Source organism: Pseudomonas sp. Gutcm_11s (assembly GCF_028649395.1).
GTDB lineage: Bacteria > Pseudomonadota > Gammaproteobacteria > Pseudomonadales > Pseudomonadaceae > Aquipseudomonas.
Genome location: NZ_JAQSUW010000010.1, coordinates 217678 through 238315, shown reverse-complemented (window position 1 = coordinate 238315; position 20638 = coordinate 217678). Strand labels below are relative to the sequence as shown.

21 protein-coding genes are annotated in these 20638 nt (G+C 67.7%); 8 read left to right on the top strand and 13 right to left on the bottom strand.

The window, feature by feature from the left end; translation table 11 throughout:
- Positions 1 to 50: 50 nt before the first annotated feature.
- From mutM to PTT45_RS05745, 4 genes are all read left to right on the top strand, one after another.
- Entirely contained in the window at positions 51 to 863 is an 813-nt protein-coding gene (gene mutM, locus PTT45_RS05760) for a bifunctional DNA-formamidopyrimidine glycosylase/DNA-(apurinic or apyrimidinic site) lyase (protein ID WP_273812034.1), read from the top strand.
- 45 nt (positions 864 to 908) lie between these two features.
- Positions 909 to 1487, top strand: a complete 579-nt coding sequence (locus PTT45_RS05755; RefSeq protein WP_273812033.1) for a lysophospholipid acyltransferase family protein — start codon at positions 909 to 911, stop codon at positions 1485 to 1487.
- Positions 1488 to 1571: 84 nt separating this feature from the next.
- Entirely contained in the window at positions 1572 to 1910 is a 339-nt protein-coding gene (locus PTT45_RS05750) for a multidrug transporter (protein WP_273812032.1), read from the top strand.
- A 95-nt stretch (positions 1911 to 2005) separates the two neighbouring features.
- Complete coding sequence (locus PTT45_RS05745) at positions 2006 to 3847, top strand: Na/Pi cotransporter family protein (RefSeq protein WP_273812031.1); 1842 nt, start codon at positions 2006 to 2008, stop codon at positions 3845 to 3847.
- 1 nt (position 3848) lies between these two features.
- Here PTT45_RS05745 and ggt read toward each other — a convergent pair whose 3' ends face one another.
- The 7 genes from ggt to PTT45_RS05710 form a co-directional block, all read right to left on the bottom strand.
- Positions 3849 to 5528, bottom strand: coding sequence for a gamma-glutamyltransferase (gene ggt, locus PTT45_RS05740; RefSeq protein WP_273812030.1), 1680 nt, complete (start codon positions 5526 to 5528; stop codon positions 3849 to 3851).
- 61 nt (positions 5529 to 5589) lie between these two features.
- Entirely contained in the window at positions 5590 to 5841 is a 252-nt protein-coding gene (locus PTT45_RS05735) for a YfhL family 4Fe-4S dicluster ferredoxin (RefSeq protein WP_273812029.1), read from the bottom strand.
- 124 nt (positions 5842 to 5965) lie between these two features.
- Entirely contained in the window at positions 5966 to 6445 is a 480-nt protein-coding gene (gene coaD / locus PTT45_RS05730) for a pantetheine-phosphate adenylyltransferase (protein ID WP_043308013.1), read from the bottom strand.
- A 67-nt stretch (positions 6446 to 6512) separates the two neighbouring features.
- The gene (locus PTT45_RS05725) at positions 6513 to 6884 is read right to left on the bottom strand and encodes a phosphopantetheine adenylyltransferase (RefSeq protein WP_273812028.1); all 372 of its coding nucleotides are present in this window, start codon (positions 6882 to 6884) and stop codon (positions 6513 to 6515) included.
- On the bottom strand, positions 6881 to 8473 hold the full coding sequence (locus PTT45_RS05720) for a GMC family oxidoreductase (RefSeq protein ID WP_273812025.1): 1593 nt from the start codon (positions 8471 to 8473) through the stop codon (positions 6881 to 6883). Before PTT45_RS05720 ends, PTT45_RS05725 begins: the two co-directional genes overlap by 4 nt.
- Positions 8474 to 8520: 47 nt before the next feature.
- Positions 8521 to 9066 (bottom strand): twin-arginine translocation pathway signal protein, encoded by a 546-nt coding sequence (locus tag PTT45_RS05715; protein ID WP_273812023.1) that lies wholly within the window; start codon positions 9064 to 9066, stop codon positions 8521 to 8523.
- A gap of 9 nt (positions 9067 to 9075) precedes the next feature.
- Positions 9076 to 10506, bottom strand: coding sequence for a coniferyl aldehyde dehydrogenase (locus PTT45_RS05710; RefSeq protein ID WP_273812021.1), 1431 nt, complete (start codon positions 10504 to 10506; stop codon positions 9076 to 9078).
- 140 nt (positions 10507 to 10646) lie between these two features.
- Here PTT45_RS05710 and PTT45_RS05705 point away from each other — a divergent pair, with 140 nt between their 5' ends.
- Positions 10647 to 11309 (top strand): TetR/AcrR family transcriptional regulator, encoded by a 663-nt coding sequence (locus PTT45_RS05705; RefSeq protein WP_273812020.1) that lies wholly within the window; start codon positions 10647 to 10649, stop codon positions 11307 to 11309.
- Here PTT45_RS05705 and PTT45_RS05700 read toward each other — a convergent pair.
- The 6 genes from PTT45_RS05700 to PTT45_RS05675 all read right to left on the bottom strand — a co-directional run bounded on the left by PTT45_RS05700 (position 11306) and on the right by PTT45_RS05675 (position 17394).
- Positions 11306 to 12292, bottom strand: coding sequence for a hydrolase (locus PTT45_RS05700; protein WP_273812019.1), 987 nt, complete (start codon positions 12290 to 12292; stop codon positions 11306 to 11308). The genes PTT45_RS05705 and PTT45_RS05700 overlap by 4 nt on opposite strands.
- A gap of 62 nt (positions 12293 to 12354) precedes the next feature.
- A complete protein-coding gene (locus PTT45_RS05695) occupies positions 12355 to 13518 on the bottom strand; it encodes a nucleotide sugar dehydrogenase (RefSeq protein ID WP_273812018.1) in 1164 nt (387 codons plus the stop codon).
- A 223-nt stretch (positions 13519 to 13741) separates the two neighbouring features.
- Positions 13742 to 13954, bottom strand: a complete 213-nt coding sequence (locus PTT45_RS05690) for a hypothetical protein (protein ID WP_273812017.1) — start codon at positions 13952 to 13954, stop codon at positions 13742 to 13744.
- Between the two features lie 7 nt (positions 13955 to 13961).
- Positions 13962 to 14555 (bottom strand): 16S rRNA (guanine(966)-N(2))-methyltransferase RsmD, encoded by a 594-nt coding sequence (rsmD, locus tag PTT45_RS05685; RefSeq protein ID WP_273812016.1) that lies wholly within the window; start codon positions 14553 to 14555, stop codon positions 13962 to 13964.
- On the bottom strand, positions 14555 to 16033 hold the full coding sequence (locus PTT45_RS05680; protein ID WP_273812015.1) for a M16 family metallopeptidase: 1479 nt from the start codon (positions 16031 to 16033) through the stop codon (positions 14555 to 14557). The genes rsmD and PTT45_RS05680 overlap by 1 nt, the downstream gene beginning before the upstream one ends.
- The gene (locus PTT45_RS05675) at positions 16030 to 17394 is read right to left on the bottom strand and encodes a M16 family metallopeptidase (protein ID WP_273812014.1); all 1365 of its coding nucleotides are present in this window, start codon (positions 17392 to 17394) and stop codon (positions 16030 to 16032) included. Before PTT45_RS05675 ends, PTT45_RS05680 begins: the two co-directional genes overlap by 4 nt.
- Before the next feature lie 127 nt (positions 17395 to 17521).
- On the opposite strand from PTT45_RS05675, the gene ftsY reads away from it, so the two are divergent.
- Genes ftsY through ftsX form a run of 3 tightly spaced genes read left to right on the top strand, consistent with a single transcriptional unit; the run spans position 17522 to position 20609 of the window.
- Entirely contained in the window at positions 17522 to 18934 is a 1413-nt protein-coding gene (gene ftsY, locus PTT45_RS05670; RefSeq protein WP_273812013.1) for a signal recognition particle-docking protein FtsY, read from the top strand.
- Complete coding sequence (gene ftsE, locus PTT45_RS05665) at positions 18931 to 19599, top strand: cell division ATP-binding protein FtsE (protein ID WP_273812011.1); 669 nt, start codon at positions 18931 to 18933, stop codon at positions 19597 to 19599. The genes ftsY and ftsE overlap by 4 nt, the downstream gene beginning before the upstream one ends.
- On the top strand, positions 19599 to 20609 hold the full coding sequence (ftsX, locus tag PTT45_RS05660) for a permease-like cell division protein FtsX (protein ID WP_273812010.1): 1011 nt from the start codon (positions 19599 to 19601) through the stop codon (positions 20607 to 20609). The genes ftsE and ftsX overlap by 1 nt, the downstream gene beginning before the upstream one ends.
- Positions 20610 to 20638 lie beyond the last annotated feature (29 nt).

The following is a 20638-nucleotide window of genomic DNA, read 5'->3' as shown; positions in this document are numbered from 1 at the left end:
GGCACCTTCCTGCTAGGGTGGCGCTTGCTCATCGTTGTACCGAGTCCCCTATGCCCGAACTACCCGAAGTCGAAACCACCCGCCGCGGCATCGCTCCTCATCTGGAGGGCCAGCGTGTCAGCCGCGTGGTGGTGCGTGAGCGCCGCCTGCGCTGGCCGATTCCCGAGGACCTCGACGTGCGCCTGTCCGGTCAGCGCATCGAGTGCGTCGAGCGGCGCGCCAAGTACCTGCTGATCAAGGCCGAGAGCGGCACGCTGATCGGCCACCTGGGCATGTCCGGCAACCTGCGCCTGGTGCCGGTAGGTGCGCCGGTGGCCAAGCACGAGCACGTCGATATCGAACTGGAGTCGGGCCTGGCCCTGCGCTACACCGACCCGCGCCGCTTCGGTGCGCTGCTGTGGAGCAACGATCCGCTCAATCACGAGCTGCTGCTTCGGCTGGGCCCGGAGCCGCTGACCGACCTCTTCGATGGCGAACGCCTGTACCAGCTGTCGCGTGGCCGCTCGATGGCGGTCAAGCCATTCATCATGGACAACGCGGTGGTGGTGGGCGTGGGCAATATCTACGCGACCGAGGCGCTGTTCGCTGCCGGTATCGACCCGCGTCGCGAGGCCGGCTCCATCTCCCGCGCGCGCTATGTGGCGCTGGCCGTGGAGATCAAACGCATCCTGGTCCATGCCATCGAACGCGGTGGCACCACGCTGCGCGACTTCATCGGCGGCGACGGCCAGCCGGGCTACTTCCAGCAGGAGCTGTTCGCCTACGGGCGTGGCGGCGAGTTCTGCAAGGTCTGTGGCAGCACCCTGCGCGAGGTCAAACTGGGCCAGCGCGCCAGCGTCTACTGCCCCAAGTGCCAGCGCTGAGCGCGGCCGATCCCCACTGCCGAGAACAATAACAAGAGGTCAAAGATGTCCGGCAATTACCTGCCGCCCAACCCGTTCGCCGAATGGGTCGGGCGCACCGCCCTGCGCCTGATGGGCTGGCGTATCGAGGGCGAGCTGCCTCGGCTCGACAAGTTCGTCGCCATCGGTGCCCACCACACCTCCAACTGGGACTTCGTGATCTTCATCGCGCTGAAGTTCGTCCTGCGCCTGAATGCCCGCTGGTTCGGCAAGCACGGCATCTTCCGCTGGCCCTTTGGCGGCCTGCTGCGCGGCTGGGGCGGCATTCCGATCCAGCGCCACCTCAGTCTGAACATGGTCGAGCAGGCGATCCAGGGCTTTCGCGACAACCGCGAGTTCATCCTGGTGTTATCGCCGGAGGGCACGCGCAAGCGCGTCGAACGCTGGAAGATGGGCTTCTACCATATCGCCGTGGGCGCCGGCGTGCCCATCGTCCCGGGCGCACTGGACTTCGCCAATCGGCGGGTGGTGATCGGCCCGCCGTTCCAGCCGACCGGGGATGCAGAGGCTGACCTACTCGTGCTGCTGGCATTTTTCCGCCCCTATCCGCCGAAGAAGCCGGAATACGCGTTCCACGGCGATTGACGGCGTTCACGCTGACAATTGCGCGAGCGCTGTTATAGTTAGCCGTATCGTTCTGCCATAACTACACAAATGAAGGACCGCGCCATGAACCTGTTTCGCACCACCGCCGCTGTCTTGGCTCTGACCACTGGCCTGCTGGCACTGCCTGCGCAGGCAGAGGTGGTACAGCAAAACGCCAGTGGCGATCCTGCTTATTCTCTGGAAGCTCCCAAGGGCTACGCGATGGTTGGCGACCTGCTCATTGCTCGCCCGCTGCTGATTGCCGGCACTATCCTCGGTGCTGGTGTGTTTCTGGTCAGCCTGCCGTTCACCGCCGCTGGCGGCAACGTCAAGGAAGCCGGCCAGTCGCTGGTGGTCGAGCCTGGCATGGCCGCCTTCGTGCGCTGCCTGGGTTGCACCGAGAGCGGCTACAAGAAGGACTGATTTTCCGGTCCCTGACAAAAAGCCCCCGGCATGTGAGTGCCGGGGGCTTTTTCGTTTCCGGCTAGTATTGGCAGCAGGACGAGGGGGGAAGGGATATGAAGTTCTATGCACGTGCGCTCCTGCTGGTGCTGCTGGCGGGCGCTCTGGGCTGGTCCTTCTGGAGCAGTGCCGGCTGGCTGCAGCTGTGTGCCGGGCTGGCGCTGTTCCTGTTCGGCATGCAGTGCCTGGAGGAGGGGCTGCGCCAGCTCGCCGGCGGCAAGCTGGAGCAGTTGCTCGGGCGCAGCACGGCCACGCCGGGCAAGGCCATGCTGTTCGGTGTCGGTGGCACCATGCTGCTGCAGTCCAGCACTCTGGTGTCGCTGCTCACCATCGCTTTCATCAGCACCGGGCTGATCCAGCTGGCCGGCGGCATCGCCATTCTGTTCGGCGCCAACCTTGGCGCTACCAGCGGCATCTGGCTGCTGGCGATGGCCGGGCAGAACCTCAGCCTCAGCCCGCTGGCGCTGCCCTTGCTGGTGTTCGGCGTACTGGCCGGCTTCCTCGGTCCGAAGAGCAAGGCCGCCGGGCGTATCGTCCTAGGCATCGCCTTCATCTTCTTCGGAATCGACCAGATAAAGGAGGGCTTCTCCAGCCTCGGCGGCGACATGGACATGAGCGGCTACCAGGCCGACGGGCTGGCCGGGCAGCTGCTATTCACCCTGGTCGGTCTGGTAGGAACCGTGGTCCTGCAATCCAGCCACGCGACGCTGATGTTGACCCTGGCCGCGCTGGCCGGCGGGCAGCTCGAACTGGGACAAAGCCTGGCCATCGCCATCGGCTCCAACGTCGGCAGCAGCGTGAGCACGGCAGTGGTCGGCTCGCTCGGTGGCAACCGCAGCGGCCAGCGCCTGGCCCTGGCCCATGTGCTGTTCAACGTGGTCACCGCGACCTTGGCCTTCGTGCTGCTGGCGCCGCTGACCTGGCTGGTGCTGTGGCTGGCCGGCCTGGTCGGGCTGGGCGACAACAGCCTGATCCAGCTGGCGCTGTTCCACAGCCTGTTCAATGCCTTCGGTGTGCTGCTGTTCTGGCCCTGGCAGGGGCGCCTGGCCAAGCTGCTGTTGCGCTGGCTGCCGGAGCCGAGCGAGCCACAGGTGCTGATCACCGAGCTAGCCGTGCCTGGCGCGGAGGAGCTCCCGCGCACTCGAGCGCGCTATCTCAACGAGCAGGCGCTGGATTCGGTGGATGCCGCTGCCAGCGCGGTGATGCGCGAGTTGCGTCACCTGGGGCGGCTGAGCCTGGAGGTGATTTGCCATGCGCTGTACCTGCCGGTGGATCAGCTGGCCCTGGCGCATGGTGACGAGGCACTGCTGCAGGCGCGGCCCGGTGAGCACGCCCTGGACGCCGAGGCTCTCTACCAGCGCCACATCAAGGGCGTGTACGGCGACCTGCTGAGTTTCATGGGGCGCCTGGAGCTGCCGCTGGACGAGGCGCACCGCCAGTTCTGGCTGGCCTGCCAGCTGGCGGCGCTGCAGCTGGTGGATGCGGTCAAGGATGCCAAGCACCTGCAGAAGAATCTCGGTCACTACCTGCGCGGCGAGCCGTCCACCGTGCGCGACACCTATGTCGAGCTGCGCCGGCATCTGCTGGTGCTGCTCCATGAGCTGTACCAGCTGGCACGGGCCGAAGACTTGAGCGACGAGGCTTGGAGCGCTGCCCTGCAGCTGCTGGACGAACAGGCGGCGGAGTTCGACCGGGCCTATCGCGAGCGCCTGTTTGCCATGGTGCGCCAGGGGCAGCTGGATGGCTTGCAGACCAGCTCGCTGATGAACGACCTGGGCTACGTCGGGCGCATCTTCCAGGGCCTGCGCAATGCCCTGCAGCTGGCTGAGGCGCAGGGGCCGCTGCATGGCCTGCGCGAGGTCGAGATCGAGAGCGCTTCGCCTATCGTCCTCGACTAGCTCAGCGGTTGTTCAGCAGCTCGGCGCGGCCCACACCGCGCGGGTCACTGGCGGCCTCCACCTGGCCGCTGGTCTTGCGCCACAGCAGCACCTGCTGGTTGCCGTAGTTGCGCTCCACCCGCTTGAGGCGATGGCCGCGCATCTCCAGGCTGTTCAGCTGGCTGGAGCTGAAGGCCTCGGCTTCGTACTCGACCACATCCGGCAGGTACTGGTGGTGGTAGCGCGGCGTGGCCGGCCACTGCTGTACCGGCTTGCCATCCAGGTAGTCGAGGATGGCCAGCAGCACCATGCTGGGGATGCGGCTGCCGCCGGGCGTGCCGAAGGACGCCAGCTCCGTGTCGCTCTCGATGAAGGTCGGGCTCATCGACGACAGCGGCCGCTTGCCCGGTGCGATGGCGTTAGCCTGGCTGCCGGCCAGGCCGTAGGTATTGCTGCCGCGCGGGTCGGCGGCGAAGTCGTCCATCTCGTTGTTGAGCAGCACGCCGGTGCCGGGCACGGTGAAGGCGGCGCCGAACGGCAGGTTGATCGACAGGGTGGCGGCCACCGCGTTGCCCGCGGTGTCGAGCACGGTGAAGTGAGTGGTGTGATCGCCCTCGCGCCAGGCCGGCGCCGGCGGCAGGCTGCTGCTGGATGTGGCGTTCTGCAGGGCGATGCCCTTGGCCAGGCCCTTCAGGTAGTCGGGGGCGAGCAGTTGCGGCAGCGGGTTGCGTACCTGGTCCGGGTCGCCGAGCAGGCCGCGGTCACGGTAGGCGCGGCGTAGCACCTCGATCACATAGTGGCTGCGCTGCACCGCGCCGGCCTGCTGCCAGGGCAGTTGCTGCAACATCAGCAGGCTCTGCGCCAGGGCCACGCCGCCGGCCGAGGGTGGTGGTGCGCCGATCAACTCGCGGCCGTCGGCCAGGCTGACGCGCAGCGGCTGGCGTTCGACCACCCGATAGTCGCGCAGATCGGCAGCGCTCCACACGCCGCCAGCGGCCTGTACGCCCTCCAGCAACAGACGCGCCGTTTCTCCCTCGTAGAAGCCGGCGTGGCCGTCGCGAGCCAGGCGTTCCAGGGTGCGCGCCAGAGCCGGCTGACGCAGCAGGCCGAACTCGCTGGGTACACGGTTCTGTTCGAGGAAGATGGCGGCGCTGGTCGGGTCCTGCTGCAGCGCCTGCAGGCGCCATTCAGCGCGCTCGCGGTAGACCCGGTCGATGCCGACGCCATCGCGCGCGAGGCGGATGGCCGGGGTCAGCGAGTCGCTCAGCGGCAGCTTGCCGTACTGGCGCGCCAGATGGACCAGGCCTGCCGGCAGGCCGGGGATGGCGGCGGCTAGGGCGCCGTTGAGCGACAGCTCGCGCTGCACCGCGCCGTCGCGCTGGTAGAGGTCGGGGCCGGCGGCCAGTGGGGCGCGCTCGCGGGCGTCGATGAAGTGGTAGCTGGGCTTGTCGCCGGCCTGGCGCAGCAGGAAGAAACCGCCGCCGCCGAGGCCGGAGCCATAGGGTTCGGCCACGGCCAGGGCAGCGGCCATGGCCACGGCGGCGTCGAAGGCGTTGCCGCCCAGGGCCAGGGTTTCCAGGCCGGCGACGGTGGCGGCGGGGTGGGCGCTGGCGACGGCGGCCTGCCGGGGCGGCGTGACGGCGGCTTGCACCGTGACGGCGCAGACCAGCAGCAGGCTGGCGAGGAGGGACTTGCGGGGCATGGGGGCGATCCGTGCGGGGCAGGCGTTACAGCCTAGCGAAGATCGACCGCCAGCGGGGGAATCAGGCTTTGCCGGTGATGCGCCGGTACTTGTCCATCAGCTGATCCTTGTTCTCGACATTGGCGTCGTCGAGGGGGATGCAGTCCACCGGGCAGACCTGCTGGCATTGCGGTTCGTCGTAATGGCCGACGCACTCGGTGCACAGGTTGGGGTCGATCACGTAGATCTCTTCACCCTGGGAGATGGCGCCATTCGGGCATTCGGGCTCGCAGACGTCGCAGTTGATGCAGTCGTCGGTGATTTTCAGGGACATCGGGCAACTCCTGCCAGGCCCGGCGGGCATGGCAATTTCAGGCATTCAATGGGCGAATTGTGCCGGATTGACGGCCTTCGCGCCACGCGCGGGTGACCGGAGTCACCCGCCGTGTCGCTTCGACTCAGCGTTTGAAGCGCTCGGCCAGGGCGTCGGCGACTGCCGGATGGACGAACTTGCTGATATCGCCACCCAGCGCGGCGATCTCGCGCACCAGGGTCGAGGAGATGAAGGAATACTTCTCCGACGGGGTGAGGAACATGCTCTCCACGTCCGGCGCCAGCTGGCGATTCATGTTGGCCAGCTGGAACTCGTACTCGAAGTCCGACACCGCGCGCAGGCCACGCAGGAACACATTGGCGTTCTGTTCCTTGACGAAGTGCGCGAGCAGGGTGGAGAAGCCCACCACCTCGACGTTGGGCAGGTGCTTGGTGACCTCGCGGGCGAGCTCGACGCGTTGCTCCAGGGGGAACAGCGGGTTCTTCTTCGGGCTGGCGGCGACCGCGATGATCACGGTGTCGAACAGGCGCGAGGCGCGCTCGATCAGGTCGCCATGACCCTTGGTGATGGGGTCGAAGGTGCCCGGGTACAACACTCGATTCATCGTCTCGTCCTGCTCGGAGCGGTAAGAGTCGCGGATGGTAGCGCAGCGCTTTGCTCAGGGAAAAGCCTCAGGCCGCGCGCAAGTGCAGCGGTAGCGCCAGCAGCAGGCAGGCCAGGGCCACCCAGTCGGCTATCACAACTCGGCGCAATGCCTCGTTGTAGAGCGGCGCGTGCCAGGCCAGCAGGAGGAAGGAGACGACGCTGAACAGGCCGCCGATCAGCGCCAGGGTGCGTAGTCCTGGGATGAACGCGGCGACCACCAGCAGTGCGCCGAGCAGGCCGAACAACACGGCGCGGTGGCGCATCAGGATCTGCAGGTTGGGCTCGTCCAGGGTCAGGCCGTACAGCGCGTTGAGCCGCTCGCCGCCGAGCACGCCGGCCAGTGGCAGCAGGTGGATGATGCCGGCCACCAGCAGTAGCGCGGCGATCAGCTTGCTCATGCCTTGAGACGCTCGGCCAGCAGGGTCGAGAGCTTGGCGGTGAGGCCGTAGATCGATAGCTGCGGGTTGGCGCCGATGCTGGTGGGGAACAGCGAACCGTCGTGGATCGACAGGTTCTCCAGCTGGTGGTGGCGACCCAGGCTGTCGGTCACCGCGCTCTTCGCGTCCTCGCCCATGGCGCAGCCGCCCATCACGTGGGCGCTGCCCAGGCGGGTCTGGAACAGGCGCAGGTCGAGACGGTCGATCAGCGCCTTGGCTTCGGCCGGCGTCTTCGCGTAGTCGGCGGCGGCATGCACCGGCAGCACGGCCTTGGCGCCGGCGGCGAACTGGATCTCGGCCATGCTGTGGAAGGCGCGGCGAATGCCGTCCCAGGTGTAGTTGGTCATCTGGTAGTCGAGCACCGGCGTGCCGTCGCCGCGCAGCTCCACCGTGCCCTCGGCGCTGTCCGGGTGGAAGCCGTCGCGCATCAGCGCCAGCATCACGTTGGTGTGCGGCAGCTGCTCCATGCGCAGGGCGTTGTCGGTGCCGAAACGGCCGAGCAGGGTGGCGGCCAGCGCCGGCTGCAGCGGCGGTACTTCCAGCTTGTAGGACATGTGCCCGGCCGTGCCGTCGTCCCACTGGAAGTGGTCGGAATAGATCGACTGCGGCGCGCCGTAGAACGGGTTGATGACCTGCTCGAACTGCGCCGCAGAGAAGTTCACCACGTGCAGGAAGGTGCGTTTGCCGGCGCGCTGGTGCGGGTCCGGGGCCTCGGAGCGCAACAGCAGCGCTGGCGAGTTGATGCCGCCGCCGGCAAGCACGTAGTGGCGCGCCTTGACCATGATGCGGCGGCCGTTGGGCGCTACCGCGCGCTCGTCCATGCCCAGGCATTCCAGGCCGCTGACGCGCTCGCCGTCATGAATCAGCCGTTCGGCGCGCGCCAGGTAGAGCAGGGCGCCGCCCTTGTCGAGCGCGGCCGGGATGGTGGTGACCAGCATCGACTGCTTGGCGTTGACCGGGCAGCCCATGCCGCAGTAGCCGAGGTTCCAGCAACCGCGCACGTTGCGCGGGATGATGTGCCAGGCGTAGCCGAGCTTCTCGCAGCCGTCCTTGATCACCTGGTTGTTGGGGTTCGGCGGAATGGCCCAGGGCATCACGCCCAGGCGCTGCTCCATCTTCTCGAACCAGGGCGCCATCTCGGCGGCGCTGTGGCCCTGCACCCCGTGCGCCTCTGCCCAGTAGGCGAGGGTTGGTTCGGGGGTGCGGAAGCTGGAGGTCCAGTTGACCAGGGTGGTGCCACCTACGGCGCGGCCCTGCATGATGGTGATGGCGCCGTCCTTGCTCATGCGGCCGATACCTTCCTGGTACAGCTGCGGGTAGGCGTCGGCCTCCTGCATCTTGAAGTCGCTGCTGGTCTTCAGCGGGCCTTCCTCGATCAGCAGTACCTTGAGCCCGGCGGCGCTGAGGATCTCCGCGGTGGTGCCGCCACCGGCGCCGCTGCCGATGATGGCGACGTCGGCCTCCAGCAGCAGGTCCTGCTCCAGGCGCGAGCCATCGTAGGTGGTCCAGCCACGGGCCAGGCCGTCGCGGAAGATATCGGGTACAGGCATCTCGGTTTCTCTTTGTTCTTGTTATGGGGCGGTGCTGGCGTGCTCGGTCAGAACACCGGCGGCCCCGGGTAACCGCAATGGGCCCAGGACTGGGGCCGTGCGTACCAGGACATCAACACCATCTGCAGCAGGGAGGAATGGCCCATGCGCAGCAGGTCCAGCGAGCTGTGTTCCCAGCGGGTGAGGAACTGGCTCACGTCGTCGCTGTTGGCGTTCTCCCAACTGCCCCAGATGCCGGTCAGCGGGCCGCGGGTGACGCTCATGGCGAGTACGTCGAGCAGTTGCTGGGTGAGTTTGAGCAGCTCCGGCGAGACGTGATGCAGGCTGTGGTCGATGCCCTGCAGGGTGGCGTCTACCGCCGCCTGCATGGCGCCGGGCTGCACCGCGCCCTGCAATACGGCCGGGATGATGGCGCGCAGGCTGGGCAGGTCGCTGCTGCGCAGGACGTTGAAGCCGGCCGCCGGGCCGGCGGCCGAGCAGCCGCTGAGGCTGGCGGTGACCCCGGCGGTGGCCAGGAATGCACCGCCGAGCAGGCCGACCTTGAGCAGGCCGCGGCGCGAGAGCTGCGGCGTGGCGTTGGTGATTTCGCTCATCTGGGCCCCTTAGCGGATGAACAGCTTCTGGATCAGCTTCTGGATCGACGTGCCGTAGGGCGGGTAGATGAGGCGAGCGGCGTTGAAGCGTTGCTTGATCAGCACGCCCTTGGCCTTGCTGAAGGTCAGGAAGCCTTCATGGCCGTGGTAGTGGCCCATGCCGGAAGGACCGATGCCGCCGAACGGCATGTCGTCCTGCGCCACGTGCAGCAGGGTGTCGTTGAGGCAGGCGCCGCCGGAGTGGGTCTCGGTCAGCACGCGCTGCTGCTCGGCCTTGTCGTAGCCGAAGTAGTACAGCGCCAGCGGGCGCGGGCGGTCGGCGATGTAGGCGAAGGCGTCGTCCAGGCGCTGGTACGGCACCACCGGCAGCAGCGGGCCGAAGATCTCCTCCTGCATCAGCTTCATCTCGTCCGACACGTTCAGCACCAGGCTGTGGGCCATGCGCCGGCCCTGGTCGGCCGGGAACATCGGCACGATCTGCGCGCCCTTGCTTTCGGCGTCGCTGATGTAGCCCTTGAGGCGGTTCAGCTGGCGCTCGTTGATGATCGCGGTGTAGTCGGCATTGCCTTCCAGCTTGGGATAGAAGCGCTGCACGGCGGTGCGGTAGGCGGCGACGAAGCCCTCGACGCGCTCCTGCGGTACCAGCACGTAGTCCGGTGCCACGCAGGTCTGCCCTGCGTTCATGGTCTTGCCGAAGGCGATGCGCTCGGCGGCGTCTTCCAGCGGCACGTCGGCGGAGACGATGGCCGGCGACTTGCCGCCCAGCTCCAGGGTCACCGGCACCAGGTTCTCGGCGGCGGCGCGCATCACGTGCTTGCCGATGCTGGTGGCACCGGTGAACAGCAGGTGGTCGAACGGCAGCTTGGAGAAGGCCTGGCCGACCTCGGCCTCACCCAGCACCACGGCGACCTGGTCTTCGGGGAAGACCTTGGCCAGCAGGTCCTTGACCAGCTGCGAGGTGGCCGGGGTCGATTCGCTCATCTTGATCATCACCCGGTTGCCGGCGGCCAGGGCGCCGATCAGCGGGCCGAAGGCCAGGTACAGCGGGTAGTTCCACGGCACGATCACGCCGACCACGCCCAGCGGCTGGTAGACCACGCGCGCCGAGGCGGGCTGGAAGGCCATGCCGACATGGCGGCGCGACGGCTTCATCCACTTGCCCAGGCGTTTGCTGGCGTAGTCGATGCCGTGCAGGCTGGGCATGATCTCGGCCAGCAGGGTCTCGCTCGCCGCGCGGTTGCTGAAGTCGCGGGAGACCGCGTCGATCAGCGCCTGCTTCTCGCCCAGGATCAGCCCGCGCAAGGCCTTGAGCCAGGCGCGGCGCTGCTCTGCGGACGGCATCGGCTGGGCACGGTAGGCGGCGCGCTGAGCGGCCAGCAGCGGCTCAAGGGCGTCTATCTGTTGTTGGTTTTGTTGGAGATAGGCTACGTCGGCGACCATGGTGGCGTCCTCGTTGGGAGCGGCGGATTAGGTTGAGTGATTTTTAGAGTAAATGCTCTAAACTGTCAATCGAGGGCTGCGCCGGTCGTCAGCCCGCATGCTTCCCTGTACTTTTGTCACTTTTCGCACCGAGCCGAACCATGGCCCCGAAGAACAAGACCCGCGACCGCATCGTCGAAGCCAGCCTGGAGCTGTTCAACGCCCAGGGCGAGCGCAGCGTCACCACCAACCACATCGCCGCGCACCTGGGCATGTCGCCGGGCAACCTGTACTACCACTTCCGCAACAAGCAGGCGATCGTCGCCGAGCTGTTCGCCGAGTACGAAAGCCGGGTCGACACCTTCCTGCGCGTGCCCGAGGGCCGCGCGCTGACGGTGGCGGACAAGTCCTTCTATCTGGAGGCGCTGCTGGCGGCCATGTGGCACTACCGCTTCCTGCACCGCGACCTGGAACATTTGCTGGAGATCGACGCCGAGCTGGCCGAGCGCTACCGCGCCTTCGCCCACCGCTGCCTGCAGGGCGCCACCGAGATCTACCGCGGCTTCGTCGCCGCCGACATCCTGGCTATGAACGATCAGCAGATCGAGGCGCTGGTGCTCAACAGCTGGATCATCCTCACCTCCTGGGTACGCTTCCTCTGTACCGTGCGCAGCAGTCCGGGGGACCTCAGCGAGGAGCTGATGCGCCGCGGCGTGTACCAGATCCTGGCACTGGAAGGCGGCTATGCCACCGAGGCTGCGCGGGACGCGGTGCAGGCGCTGTTGCAGCGCCTGCATGTGCCGATGGATGCGGTGATCGGCTAGCGCGCCGTCTCCAGCCACTGCGGAATGCGCCGCTCCAGGTAGAACTCCGGCCGCCGCGGCGAGCCCCCGACGAAGCCGACATGCCCGCCACGGCTATGCAGCTCCAGTTGGGTGCTGGCCGACAGCTCCTGGCTCAGCGGCACGCTGTGCGGGAAGACGAAGGGATCGTCGCTGGACTGGATGATCAGGGTCGGCGTGGTGATGCGCTCCAGGTAGTAGCGGCTGGAGGCGCGGCGGTAGTAGTCATCGGCGTCGGCGTAGCCGTGCAGCGGCGCGGTGAAGCGGCCGTCGAAGTCCCAGAAGGTGCGCATGCCCTCCAGCGGGCCGAGCTGCTGCAGCGCCGCCAGGCGCTCGTGGTGACCTTCGTCGGTGAAGCGTTGCTGCTTGTCGCGCACATAGGCGACCAGCTCGCGCATGAAGTGCGCCTGGTAGACCTTGGAGAAGCCACGGTCGATGCGCTCGGCGCAGTGGTCCAGGCGGAACGGCACCGACACCGCCACCGCGCCCTGCAGACCGGATTCGCCGCCCGACTCGCCGAGGTACTTGAGCAGCACGTTGCCGCCCAGCGAATAGCCCACCGCATACAGCGGTGCCAGCGGCCGCTGCGCCTGCAGGTGGCGCACCACGCTGACCACGTCCTCGCTGACCCCGGAGTGGTAGCCGCGCGGCAGCAGGTTGGGCTCGCCCGAGCAGCCGCGCCAGTTCAGCGCCACGCTGGCCCAGCCCTGGCTCGCCAGCTGCTGCTGCAGGCCGAGCACATAGTGCGAGCTGGAGGAGCCGGTCAGGCCGTGCAGCACCAGCACCAGCGGCGCCGTGGCTTCGTGCGGGCCGTGCCAGTCGAGGTCGAGGAAGTCACCATCCTCCAGCCACAGGCGTTCGCGCTGGCGCGGCAGCTGGGGCGGGGTGCGGCACAGCGAGCCGAACAGGGTCTGCAGGTGCGGGCTGGGCAGCCACCAGGCGGGGGAGAAGGTCGGTGCGGACATCGGTACTGCTCGGAGCGGAAAACGCCTCCAGCTTAAGGCGCCGTTGCAGCGACGAGAAGCCTTCAGTCGCGGCCGAACAGGTCGCGGCTGTAGACCTTGTTCGCCACATCGGCGAGGTCGGCGTGCATCCGGTTGCTGAGGATCACGTCGGCCATGGCCTTGAACTGCGCCAGATCGCCCAGCACCCGGGCGTCGGTGTAGTCCTCCGGCAGGCCTGGTTCGTAGACCACCAGCTCCACGCCGGCGGCGGCGAGGCGGCGCATGATGCACAGGATGCTGGAGGCGCGGAAGTTGTCCGAACCGCTCTTCATGATCAGCCGATAGACGCCGACCACGCGCGGCTGGCGCTTGAGGATCTCGGCGGCGATGAAGTCCTTGCGCGTGGTGTTCGAGGCGACGATGGCGTGGATCAGGTTCTGCGGCACGTCTCGGTAGTTGGCCAGCAGCTGCTGGGTGTCCTTGGGCAGGCAGTAGCCGCCGTAGCCGAACGAGGGGTTGTTGTAGTGGCTGCCAATGCGCGCATCGAGGCCGACGCCCTCGATGATCTGCCGGCTGTCCAGGCCGTGGCTGGCGGCGTAGGTGTCGAGCTCGTTGAAGTAGGACACGCGCATGGCCAGGTAGGCATTGGCGAACAGCTTGATCGCCTCCGCCTCGGTGGAGCCGGTGAGCAGGATCGGCACGTTGGGCTCGACGGCGCACTCCTTGAGCAGCTCGGCGAACACCTGCGCGCGCGGCGAGCGCTCGCCGACCACGATGCGGCTCGGGTGCAGGGTGTCGTACAGGGCGCGGCCCTCGCGCAGGAACTCGGGGGAGAAGATCAGCTGCTCGCAGTTCAGGCGCTGGCGGGTCTTCTCGGTGTAGCCGACCGGCACTGTCGACTTGATCACCAGCACCGCGCGCGGATTGATTGCCATCGCCTCGATGATCACGCTCTCGATGGCCTGGGTGTTGAAGTGATGGGTCTGCGGGTCGTAGTCGGAGGGCGTGGCGATCAGCACATAGTCCGCGCCCTCGAAGGCGTCACGACTGTCCAAGGTAGCGCGCAGGTTGAGCGTCTTGCTCGCCAGGTACTCCTCGGCCTCGGGGTCGGCCACCGGCGCCTGCCGGCGATTGAGCTGCTCGACCCGGCTGGCGTCGATGTCCAGCGCGACCACCTCGTGCTGCTGGGCGAGCAGCACGGCATTCGACAGCCCCACGTAACCCAGCCCGGCAACGGCGATCTTCATGCGTCATGACCTCGATTGGCTGTCGGCCACAGGGCCGGCACGCGCACTGGAGCCATGCGTTGCGAAGCGGCCTGGGTGAGGGCGCTGGCTTCGCAGAGGCGTGACTCAGTGCATACCTACGAGTGGATGATGAAGATCGCAGATTGCAGTTTATGGACGCCGCAACCGCCGAGGTTCGCAGCGTTCACGTGCGCAAGCGCGGGATATGCCAGCGAGAGAGGCTTTAGCGCCGGGGGCGCATCAAGATCTTCCACGCCGTAAACAGGAGCACCAGCAGAGCCAGGACGCGCTGCTCGGCCAGGCCGATCACGATGCCGCTGTCCTCGCGGATGTTGCGGTTCAGGCCGAAGCCGATCTCTCGGTCGGTGAACAGCAGCGCCAGCGCGATTGCGGACAGCAGCACATACGGCAGGTTGTCGTAGATGAAGCTCTTCAAGGCAGCTTCAGCAGCGCTGCCACAGCGAGTAGTAGACCTGGCCGGCCTTCTGTTCGCGGTGCAGGCGCCAGTTGCCGGGCATGGCCAGGGTCGAGGGTGCGGTTTCGCTTTCGGTGTAGATCCAGGCGTCCTTGGCCAGCCAGCCTTTTTCTTCCAGCAGCAGGCAGGCCGGGGCCAGCAGGTCCTGGCCGAAGGGTGGGTCGAGGAACACCAGGTCATAGGGGGTGGCCGGCTGGTTTTCCAGATGCTGCAGGGCGTTGGTCTGCAGCAACTGGCCGTTGCTGCATTTCAGCGTGGTGAGGATCTGCCGCAGGCTGGCGATGGCGCTGCTGTTGCTGTCCAGCGCCAGGGCGCTGCTGGCGCCGCGCGACAGGGCTTCGAGGAACAGCGCGCCGCTGCCGGTGAAGCAGTCCAGTACGTGAGCGCCCTCGACATAGGGCGCCAGCCAGTTGAACAGAGTTTCGCGCACGCGGTTGGGCGTCGGGCGCAGGCCGTGGGCCATCGGGAAGCTGAACTGGCGGCTGCGCCACTCGCCACCGATGATGCGCAGCTGGCCGCTGCCATTGTGTTCGGTGGGCTTCTTACCTGGGGACTTGCGCATCAGTGCTCCGGCGGGCCGGCGGGTTGCTCGGCTGGTTTGTCGGTGGGTGGCGGCAGCGGCTTCTGCTCGACCGTGGGGCCGGCGGTGACGATGACCAGCTTGTTCAGGTCCAGGTGCTTGGCCATGGCGGCCTTGACCTGCTCGACGCTCAGGCCCTGGACCTCGCTCATGAAGTCGTCGAGATAGCTCAGCGGCAGGTCGTAGAAGCCCATGGCGCCGAGCTGGCCGACGATGTCGGCATTGCTCGCGGTGCTCAGCGGGAAGCTGCCGACCATCTCGCGCTTGGCGTCGTCCAGTTCCTTCTGCGTCGGGCCGTTGGCCAGGTAGTCACGAAGGATGTCCTGCACCAGCTTGAGGGTGCCCTCGCTCTGCTCGGCGCGGGTCTGCAGGTTGATCATGAACGGCCCGCGGGCCTGCATGGCGCTGAAGCCGGAGTAGATGCCGTAGGTCAGGCCGCGTTTCTCGCGCACCTCTTCCATCAGGCGGGTGCCGAAGCCGCCGCCGCCGAGAATCTGGTTGCCCAGGGTCAGCGCGGCGTAGTCCGGCTCGCGGCGGTCGATGCCGAGCTGGGCCAGCATCAGGTGGGTCTGCTTGGAGGGGAACTCGATGTGGCTGGGGCCGGCCTTGGGCTCCTCGGGCTGGGCGATGGGCGGCAGCGCCGGGCCCTTGGGCAGGGCGGCGGAGACCTCAGCGGCCATGGCCTCGGCTTCGGCACGGCTGAGGTCGCCGACCAGGGCGATCACCGCGTTGCCGGCGGCATAGGCCTTGGCATGGAAGGCGCGCAGCTGGTCGGTGCCGATGGCCGGGATCGACTGCTCATTGCCCTCGCTCGGATGCGCGTAGGGATGCTGGCCGTACAGGCGTTCGAACAACTGCAGGCCGGCCAGCTTGCCGGGGTTCTGCTTCTGGTATTCGAAGCCGGCCAGCAGCTGGTTCTTGATCCGCGCCAGCGAGTCCTCGGGGAAGGTCGGCTGGCCGACTACCTGCTCGAACAGCTTGAGTGCCGGCACGCGCTGCTCGGCGGCGCTCAGGCTGCGCAGGCTGGCCACCGCCATATCGCGGTAAGCACCGTTGCCGAAGTCGGCGCCGAGGCTCTCGAAGCCCTCGGCGATGGCGGTGACATCCTTGCCGGCCACGCCCTCGTTGAGCATGGCGTTGGTCAGGGTGGCCAGGCCGGCCACGCCCTCGTCGCGGCTGCTGCCGGCGGCGAAGGTCAGGCGCAGGTCGAACATCGGTAGCTGGCGCGCCTCGACGAACAGCACGCGGGCGCCTTCGACGGTCTGCCACTGCTGGATGTCCAGGGTGCGCTTGCTCGGCGCCTTGCCCTCGAGGGTGGCCAGCGATTCCAGCTGGGTCGAGGGCGCGGGGGTGTCGGTTGGCGCCTGCGCGGTGCGCGTGGCGATGAATGTCAGCAGGCCGACCAGCAGGATCAGGCCGAGGCCGAGCAGGCCGTAACGCAGGCCGTTGCGCTCGCTCATGGCTGGACTCCTTCAGCAGTGTTCTCGGGCAGGATGTGGGCAACCGACAGGCGCGAGCGGGTGAAGAAGGTCTGCGCGGCCTTCTGGATATCGGCCGGGGTCACGGCCTCCAGTGCGGCGAGGTCCTGGTCCATCAGCTGCCAGGACAGGCCGACGGTCTCCAGCGAGCCGATGGTGGTGGCCTGGCTGGTGATCGAGTCGCGCTCGTAGACCAGGCCGGCGATCACCTGGGCGCGCACGCGGGCCAGTTCCTCGGCGCCGGGTGGGGTCTGCTTGAGGTCGTCGAGCTGGCGCCACAGGCCGGCTTCGACCTGCTCCAGGGTTTTGCCCTTCTGCACGTTGGGCATCGCCGTCAGCAGGAACAGGCTGTCGCCACGGTCGAAGGCGTCGTAGCTGGCCGAAGCGCCGGAGACCAGCTCCTCGCCACGCTCCAGGCGCGACGGCAGGCGGGCGCTGTAGCCGCCGTCGAGCAGCGCGGCGATCAGGCGCAGGGCGTGCACCTGGCGCGCATCGGCGCTGGTGGCGATGCCGGGCACGTTGAAGCCCATCAGCAGGCTCGGTAGCTGGGTCTGTACATGCAGCTTGATGCGCCGCTCGCCGGGCTCGGCCAGCTCACGCGGGATCTTCGCCGGCGGCACCTCGCGGCGCGGGATGGCGCCGAAGTAGTGCTGGGCCAGGCTCTGCACCTCGTCCTTGGTGACGTCACCGACCACCACCAGGGTGGCGTTGTTCGGTGCGTACCAGGCCTGGTACCAGTGGCGCAGCTCCTCGACGGTCATGCGCTCGAGGTCGGCCATCCAGCCAATGGTCGGGGTGTGGTAGCCGCTGGCCGGGTAGGCCATGGCCTTGAAGCGCTCGTAGGCCAGCGAGGTGGGCTTGTCGTCGGTGCGCAGGCGGCGCTCCTCCTTGATCACCTCGATCTCGCGGGCGAACTCGTCGGCCGGCAGCTTGAGGCTGGCCAGGCGGTCGGCCTCCAGCTCGAAGGCCACTGCCAGGCGGTCGCGCGACAGCACCTGGTAGTAGGCGGTGTAGTCGTCGCTGGTGAAGGCGTTCTCCTCGGCGCCGAGGTCGCGCAGGATGCGCGAGGCCTCGCCGGGGCCGAGCTTGCGGCTGCCCTTGAACATCATGTGCTCGAGGGCATGGGACAGGCCGGTCTGGCCGGGCGTCTCATAGCTGGAGCCGACCTTGTACCAGAGCTGGGAGACCACCACGGGGGCGCGGTGATCCTCGCGGACGATGACCTTGAGGCCGTTGTCCAGCTGGAATTCGTGGGTCGGTTGCGGTTCTGCGGCCAGGGCCGGCAGGGGTGCGAGGAGGGTTGCGAGGAGCAGGCCGGCGCAGCGGCGGGCGAGTCGTGTCATAGGGGCTCTTGACCTGTCGGACGGCCCGGGCGGTCGTACCGCCGGCGGGCGAAGAGGTGCTAGGATACCGCATCCTTTTCCGGGGCGGCGCGGCGATCCGTGCGGCTCCCCTGAGATCAAGCGACCCATGTTTGGTTCCCAAGACGACAAGCCATCGCCGGAGCAACCCGGCGAGAAGAAATCCCTGTTCGGCTGGCTGCGCAAGAAGCCGCAAGAGACCCAGGCGACTCCCGAGCCAGCCCAGCCCGAGCCGACTGCCCCGGTAGCTCCGCTCGAGGCCGAGGCGCCCGTCAGCCCGGCGCCTGCCGTCGAGCCTGTCAGTCCCCCGGTAGTCGCGGAGCCGAGCGTCGAGCAAGCGCCGGTTGCCGAAGTCACCGCCGCGCCGCCTGTCGTGGAGCAGCCTGCTGTCGAGCCCGTGGCCGAAGCCCAGCCGCCGGCGGAAGAGCCGAAGCCGGCCTTCTCGCGTTTCCGCATCAACGCTGGCGACGAGGTCAGCCACCCGGTGCACGAGCAGCCGGTGCAGGTCGAGATCCAGCCCGAGCCGCAGCCGCAGCTGGTAGTCGAGGCCGCTCCCGTCCAGGTCGAGCAGAGCAAGCCTGGCGACAACCAGGGCGGCTGGTTCGCCCGCCTCAAGCAGAGCCTGTCGAAGACCAGCGCCAGCCTGGGCGAGGGCATGGCCAGCCTGTTCCTCGGCAAGAAGGCCATCGACGACGACCTACTCGAAGAGCTGGAGACCCGCCTGCTGACCGCCGACGTTGGCGTCGAGGCGACCGGCGTGATCATCGGCAGCCTGACCAAGCGTGTGGCGCGCAAGGAGCTGGCCGACAGCGAGGCGCTGTACAAGGCGCTGCAGGAAGAGCTGGGTGGCCTGCTCAAGCCGGTCGAGCAGCCGCTGGTGATCACCGCCGAGAAGCAGCCCTACGTGATCCTGGTGGTCGGCGTGAACGGCGTCGGCAAGACCACCACCATCGGCAAGCTGGCCAAGAAGCTGCAGGGTGAGGGCAAGAAGGTCATGCTCGCCGCCGGCGACACCTTCCGTGCCGCTGCCGTCGAACAGCTGCAGGTGTGGGGCGAGCGCAACAACATCGCGGTAATCGCCCAGCACACCGGCGCCGACTCCGCCTCGGTGATCTTCGACGCGGTGCAGGCCGCCAAGGCCCGTGGCGTCGATGTGCTGATCGCCGACACCGCCGGCCGTCTGCACACCAAGGACAACCTGATGGAGGAACTGAAGAAGGTCCGTCGGGTCATTGGCAAGCTGGACGAGACCGCTCCCCACGAAGTGCTGCTGGTGCTGGACGCCGGCACCGGGCAGAACGCGATCAACCAGACCAAGCAGTTCAACCAGGCCGTGGCCCTTACTGGCCTGGCGCTGACCAAGCTGGACGGCACCGCCAAGGGCGGGGTGATCTTCGCCCTGGCTAAGCAGTTTGGCCTGCCGATCCGCTATATCGGGGTCGGCGAGGGCATCGACGATCTGCGCACCTTCGTCGCCACGGACTTCGTCCAGGCACTCTTTGCTGAGAAGGAACAGGGATGATTCGATTCGAGCAGGTCGGCAAGCGGTATTCCAACGGCCATGTCGGGTTGCACGAACTGAGCTTTGGCGTGCGCCGCGGCGAGTTCCTCTTCGTCACCGGCCACTCCGGCGCCGGCAAGTCCACCCTGCTGCGCCTGCTGCTGGCGATGGAGCGGCCGACCACCGGCAAGCTGCTGCTGGCTGGCCAGGACCTGTCGCAGATCACCACCGCGCAGATTCCCTTCCTGCGTCGGCAGATCGGCGTGGTGTTCCAGAACCACCAGCTGCTGTTCGACCGCAGCGTGTTCGACAACGTCGCCCTGCCGCTGCAGATCCTCGGCCTGTCCAAGCCGGACATCGCCAAGCGCGTCGGCGCGGCGCTGGAGCGCGTATCGCTGTCCGACAAGGCCGAGCAGTTCCCGGCGGACCTCTCCACCGGTCAGCAGCAGCGCGTCGGCATTGCCCGCGCTGTGGTCCATCGCCCAGCCCTGCTGCTGGCGGACGAGCCCACCGGTAACCTCGACCCGCGCCTGGCTGCGGAGATCATGGGTGTGTTCGAGGACATCAATCGCCTCGGTACCACGGTGCTGATCGCCAGTCACGACCTGGCCCTGATCGCGCGCATGCGCCACCGCATGCTTACCCTGCAACGCGGCCGACTGATCGGCGACGGGGAGGCCAGCTGATGAGCGACAACCAACGCAATATCAAGGCCGCCGAGCGTGTCGGCGCCGTACAGAGCAAGGCCGACAAGCCGATCAAGCAGGGCCCGGACTTCTCCACCCTGTTCGCCGCCTGGGTCGAGAGCCACCGCGCCAGCCTGGTCGACAGCCTCGGCCGCCTCGTTGGTCAGCCGATTGGCAGCTTCTTCACCTGCCTGGTAATGGCCGTGGCGCTGTCGCTGCCCATGGGCCTGGCCCTGCTGCTGGACAACGTCGAGCGCCTCGGCGGCTCCTGGCAGAAGGCCGCACAGATTTCCCTGTACCTGAAGGTGGAGGCTGGCGACGACGCCGGCCTGCAGCTGCGCGACGCAGTCGCCGGCATGGACGATGTGGCCGAGGCCGAGTTCATCGGTCGCGAGGCCGGCCTGGCGGCGTTCGAGCAGCAGTCCGGCCTCGGCCAGGCGCTGCGCGACCTGCCGGACAACCCGCTGCCCGCAGTGGTGGTGGTCACGCCCAAGGAAATCGACAAGGCGCGCCTTGAGGCCCTGCGCCAGCGCCTGTCGGAGATGTCCGGCGTCGACCAGGCGCAGCTCGACCTGCAGTGGGTGGAGCGCCTCGGCGCCATCCTCGGCCTGGGCGATCGCTTCGTCTTCGGCCTGACCCTGCTGCTGGTGATGGCGCTGCTGCTGGTGATCGGCAACACCATTCGTCTGCACATCGAGAACCGGCGCAACGAGATCGAGGTGATCAAGTTGGTCGGCGGTACCGACGGCTACGTGCGCCGGCCCTTCCTCTATATGGGCGCGCTGTATGGCCTGGGCGCCGGCCTGCTGTCCTGGGGCCTGCTGGCCTTCGGCCTGGACTGGCTGAACGATGCAGTGGTGCGCCTGGCCGGCCTGTACGGCAGCGACTTCGCCCTGGTCGGCGTGCCGGCCGCCGATGGTCTGTCACTGCTGTTGGGCGCGGTTTTCCTCGGTTATATTGGCGCCTGGCTTGCGGTAGCCCGCCATCTGAGCGAGCTCGCACCAAAGTAACAGTTTTGTTTTTGTCTTGATCCCCGGCT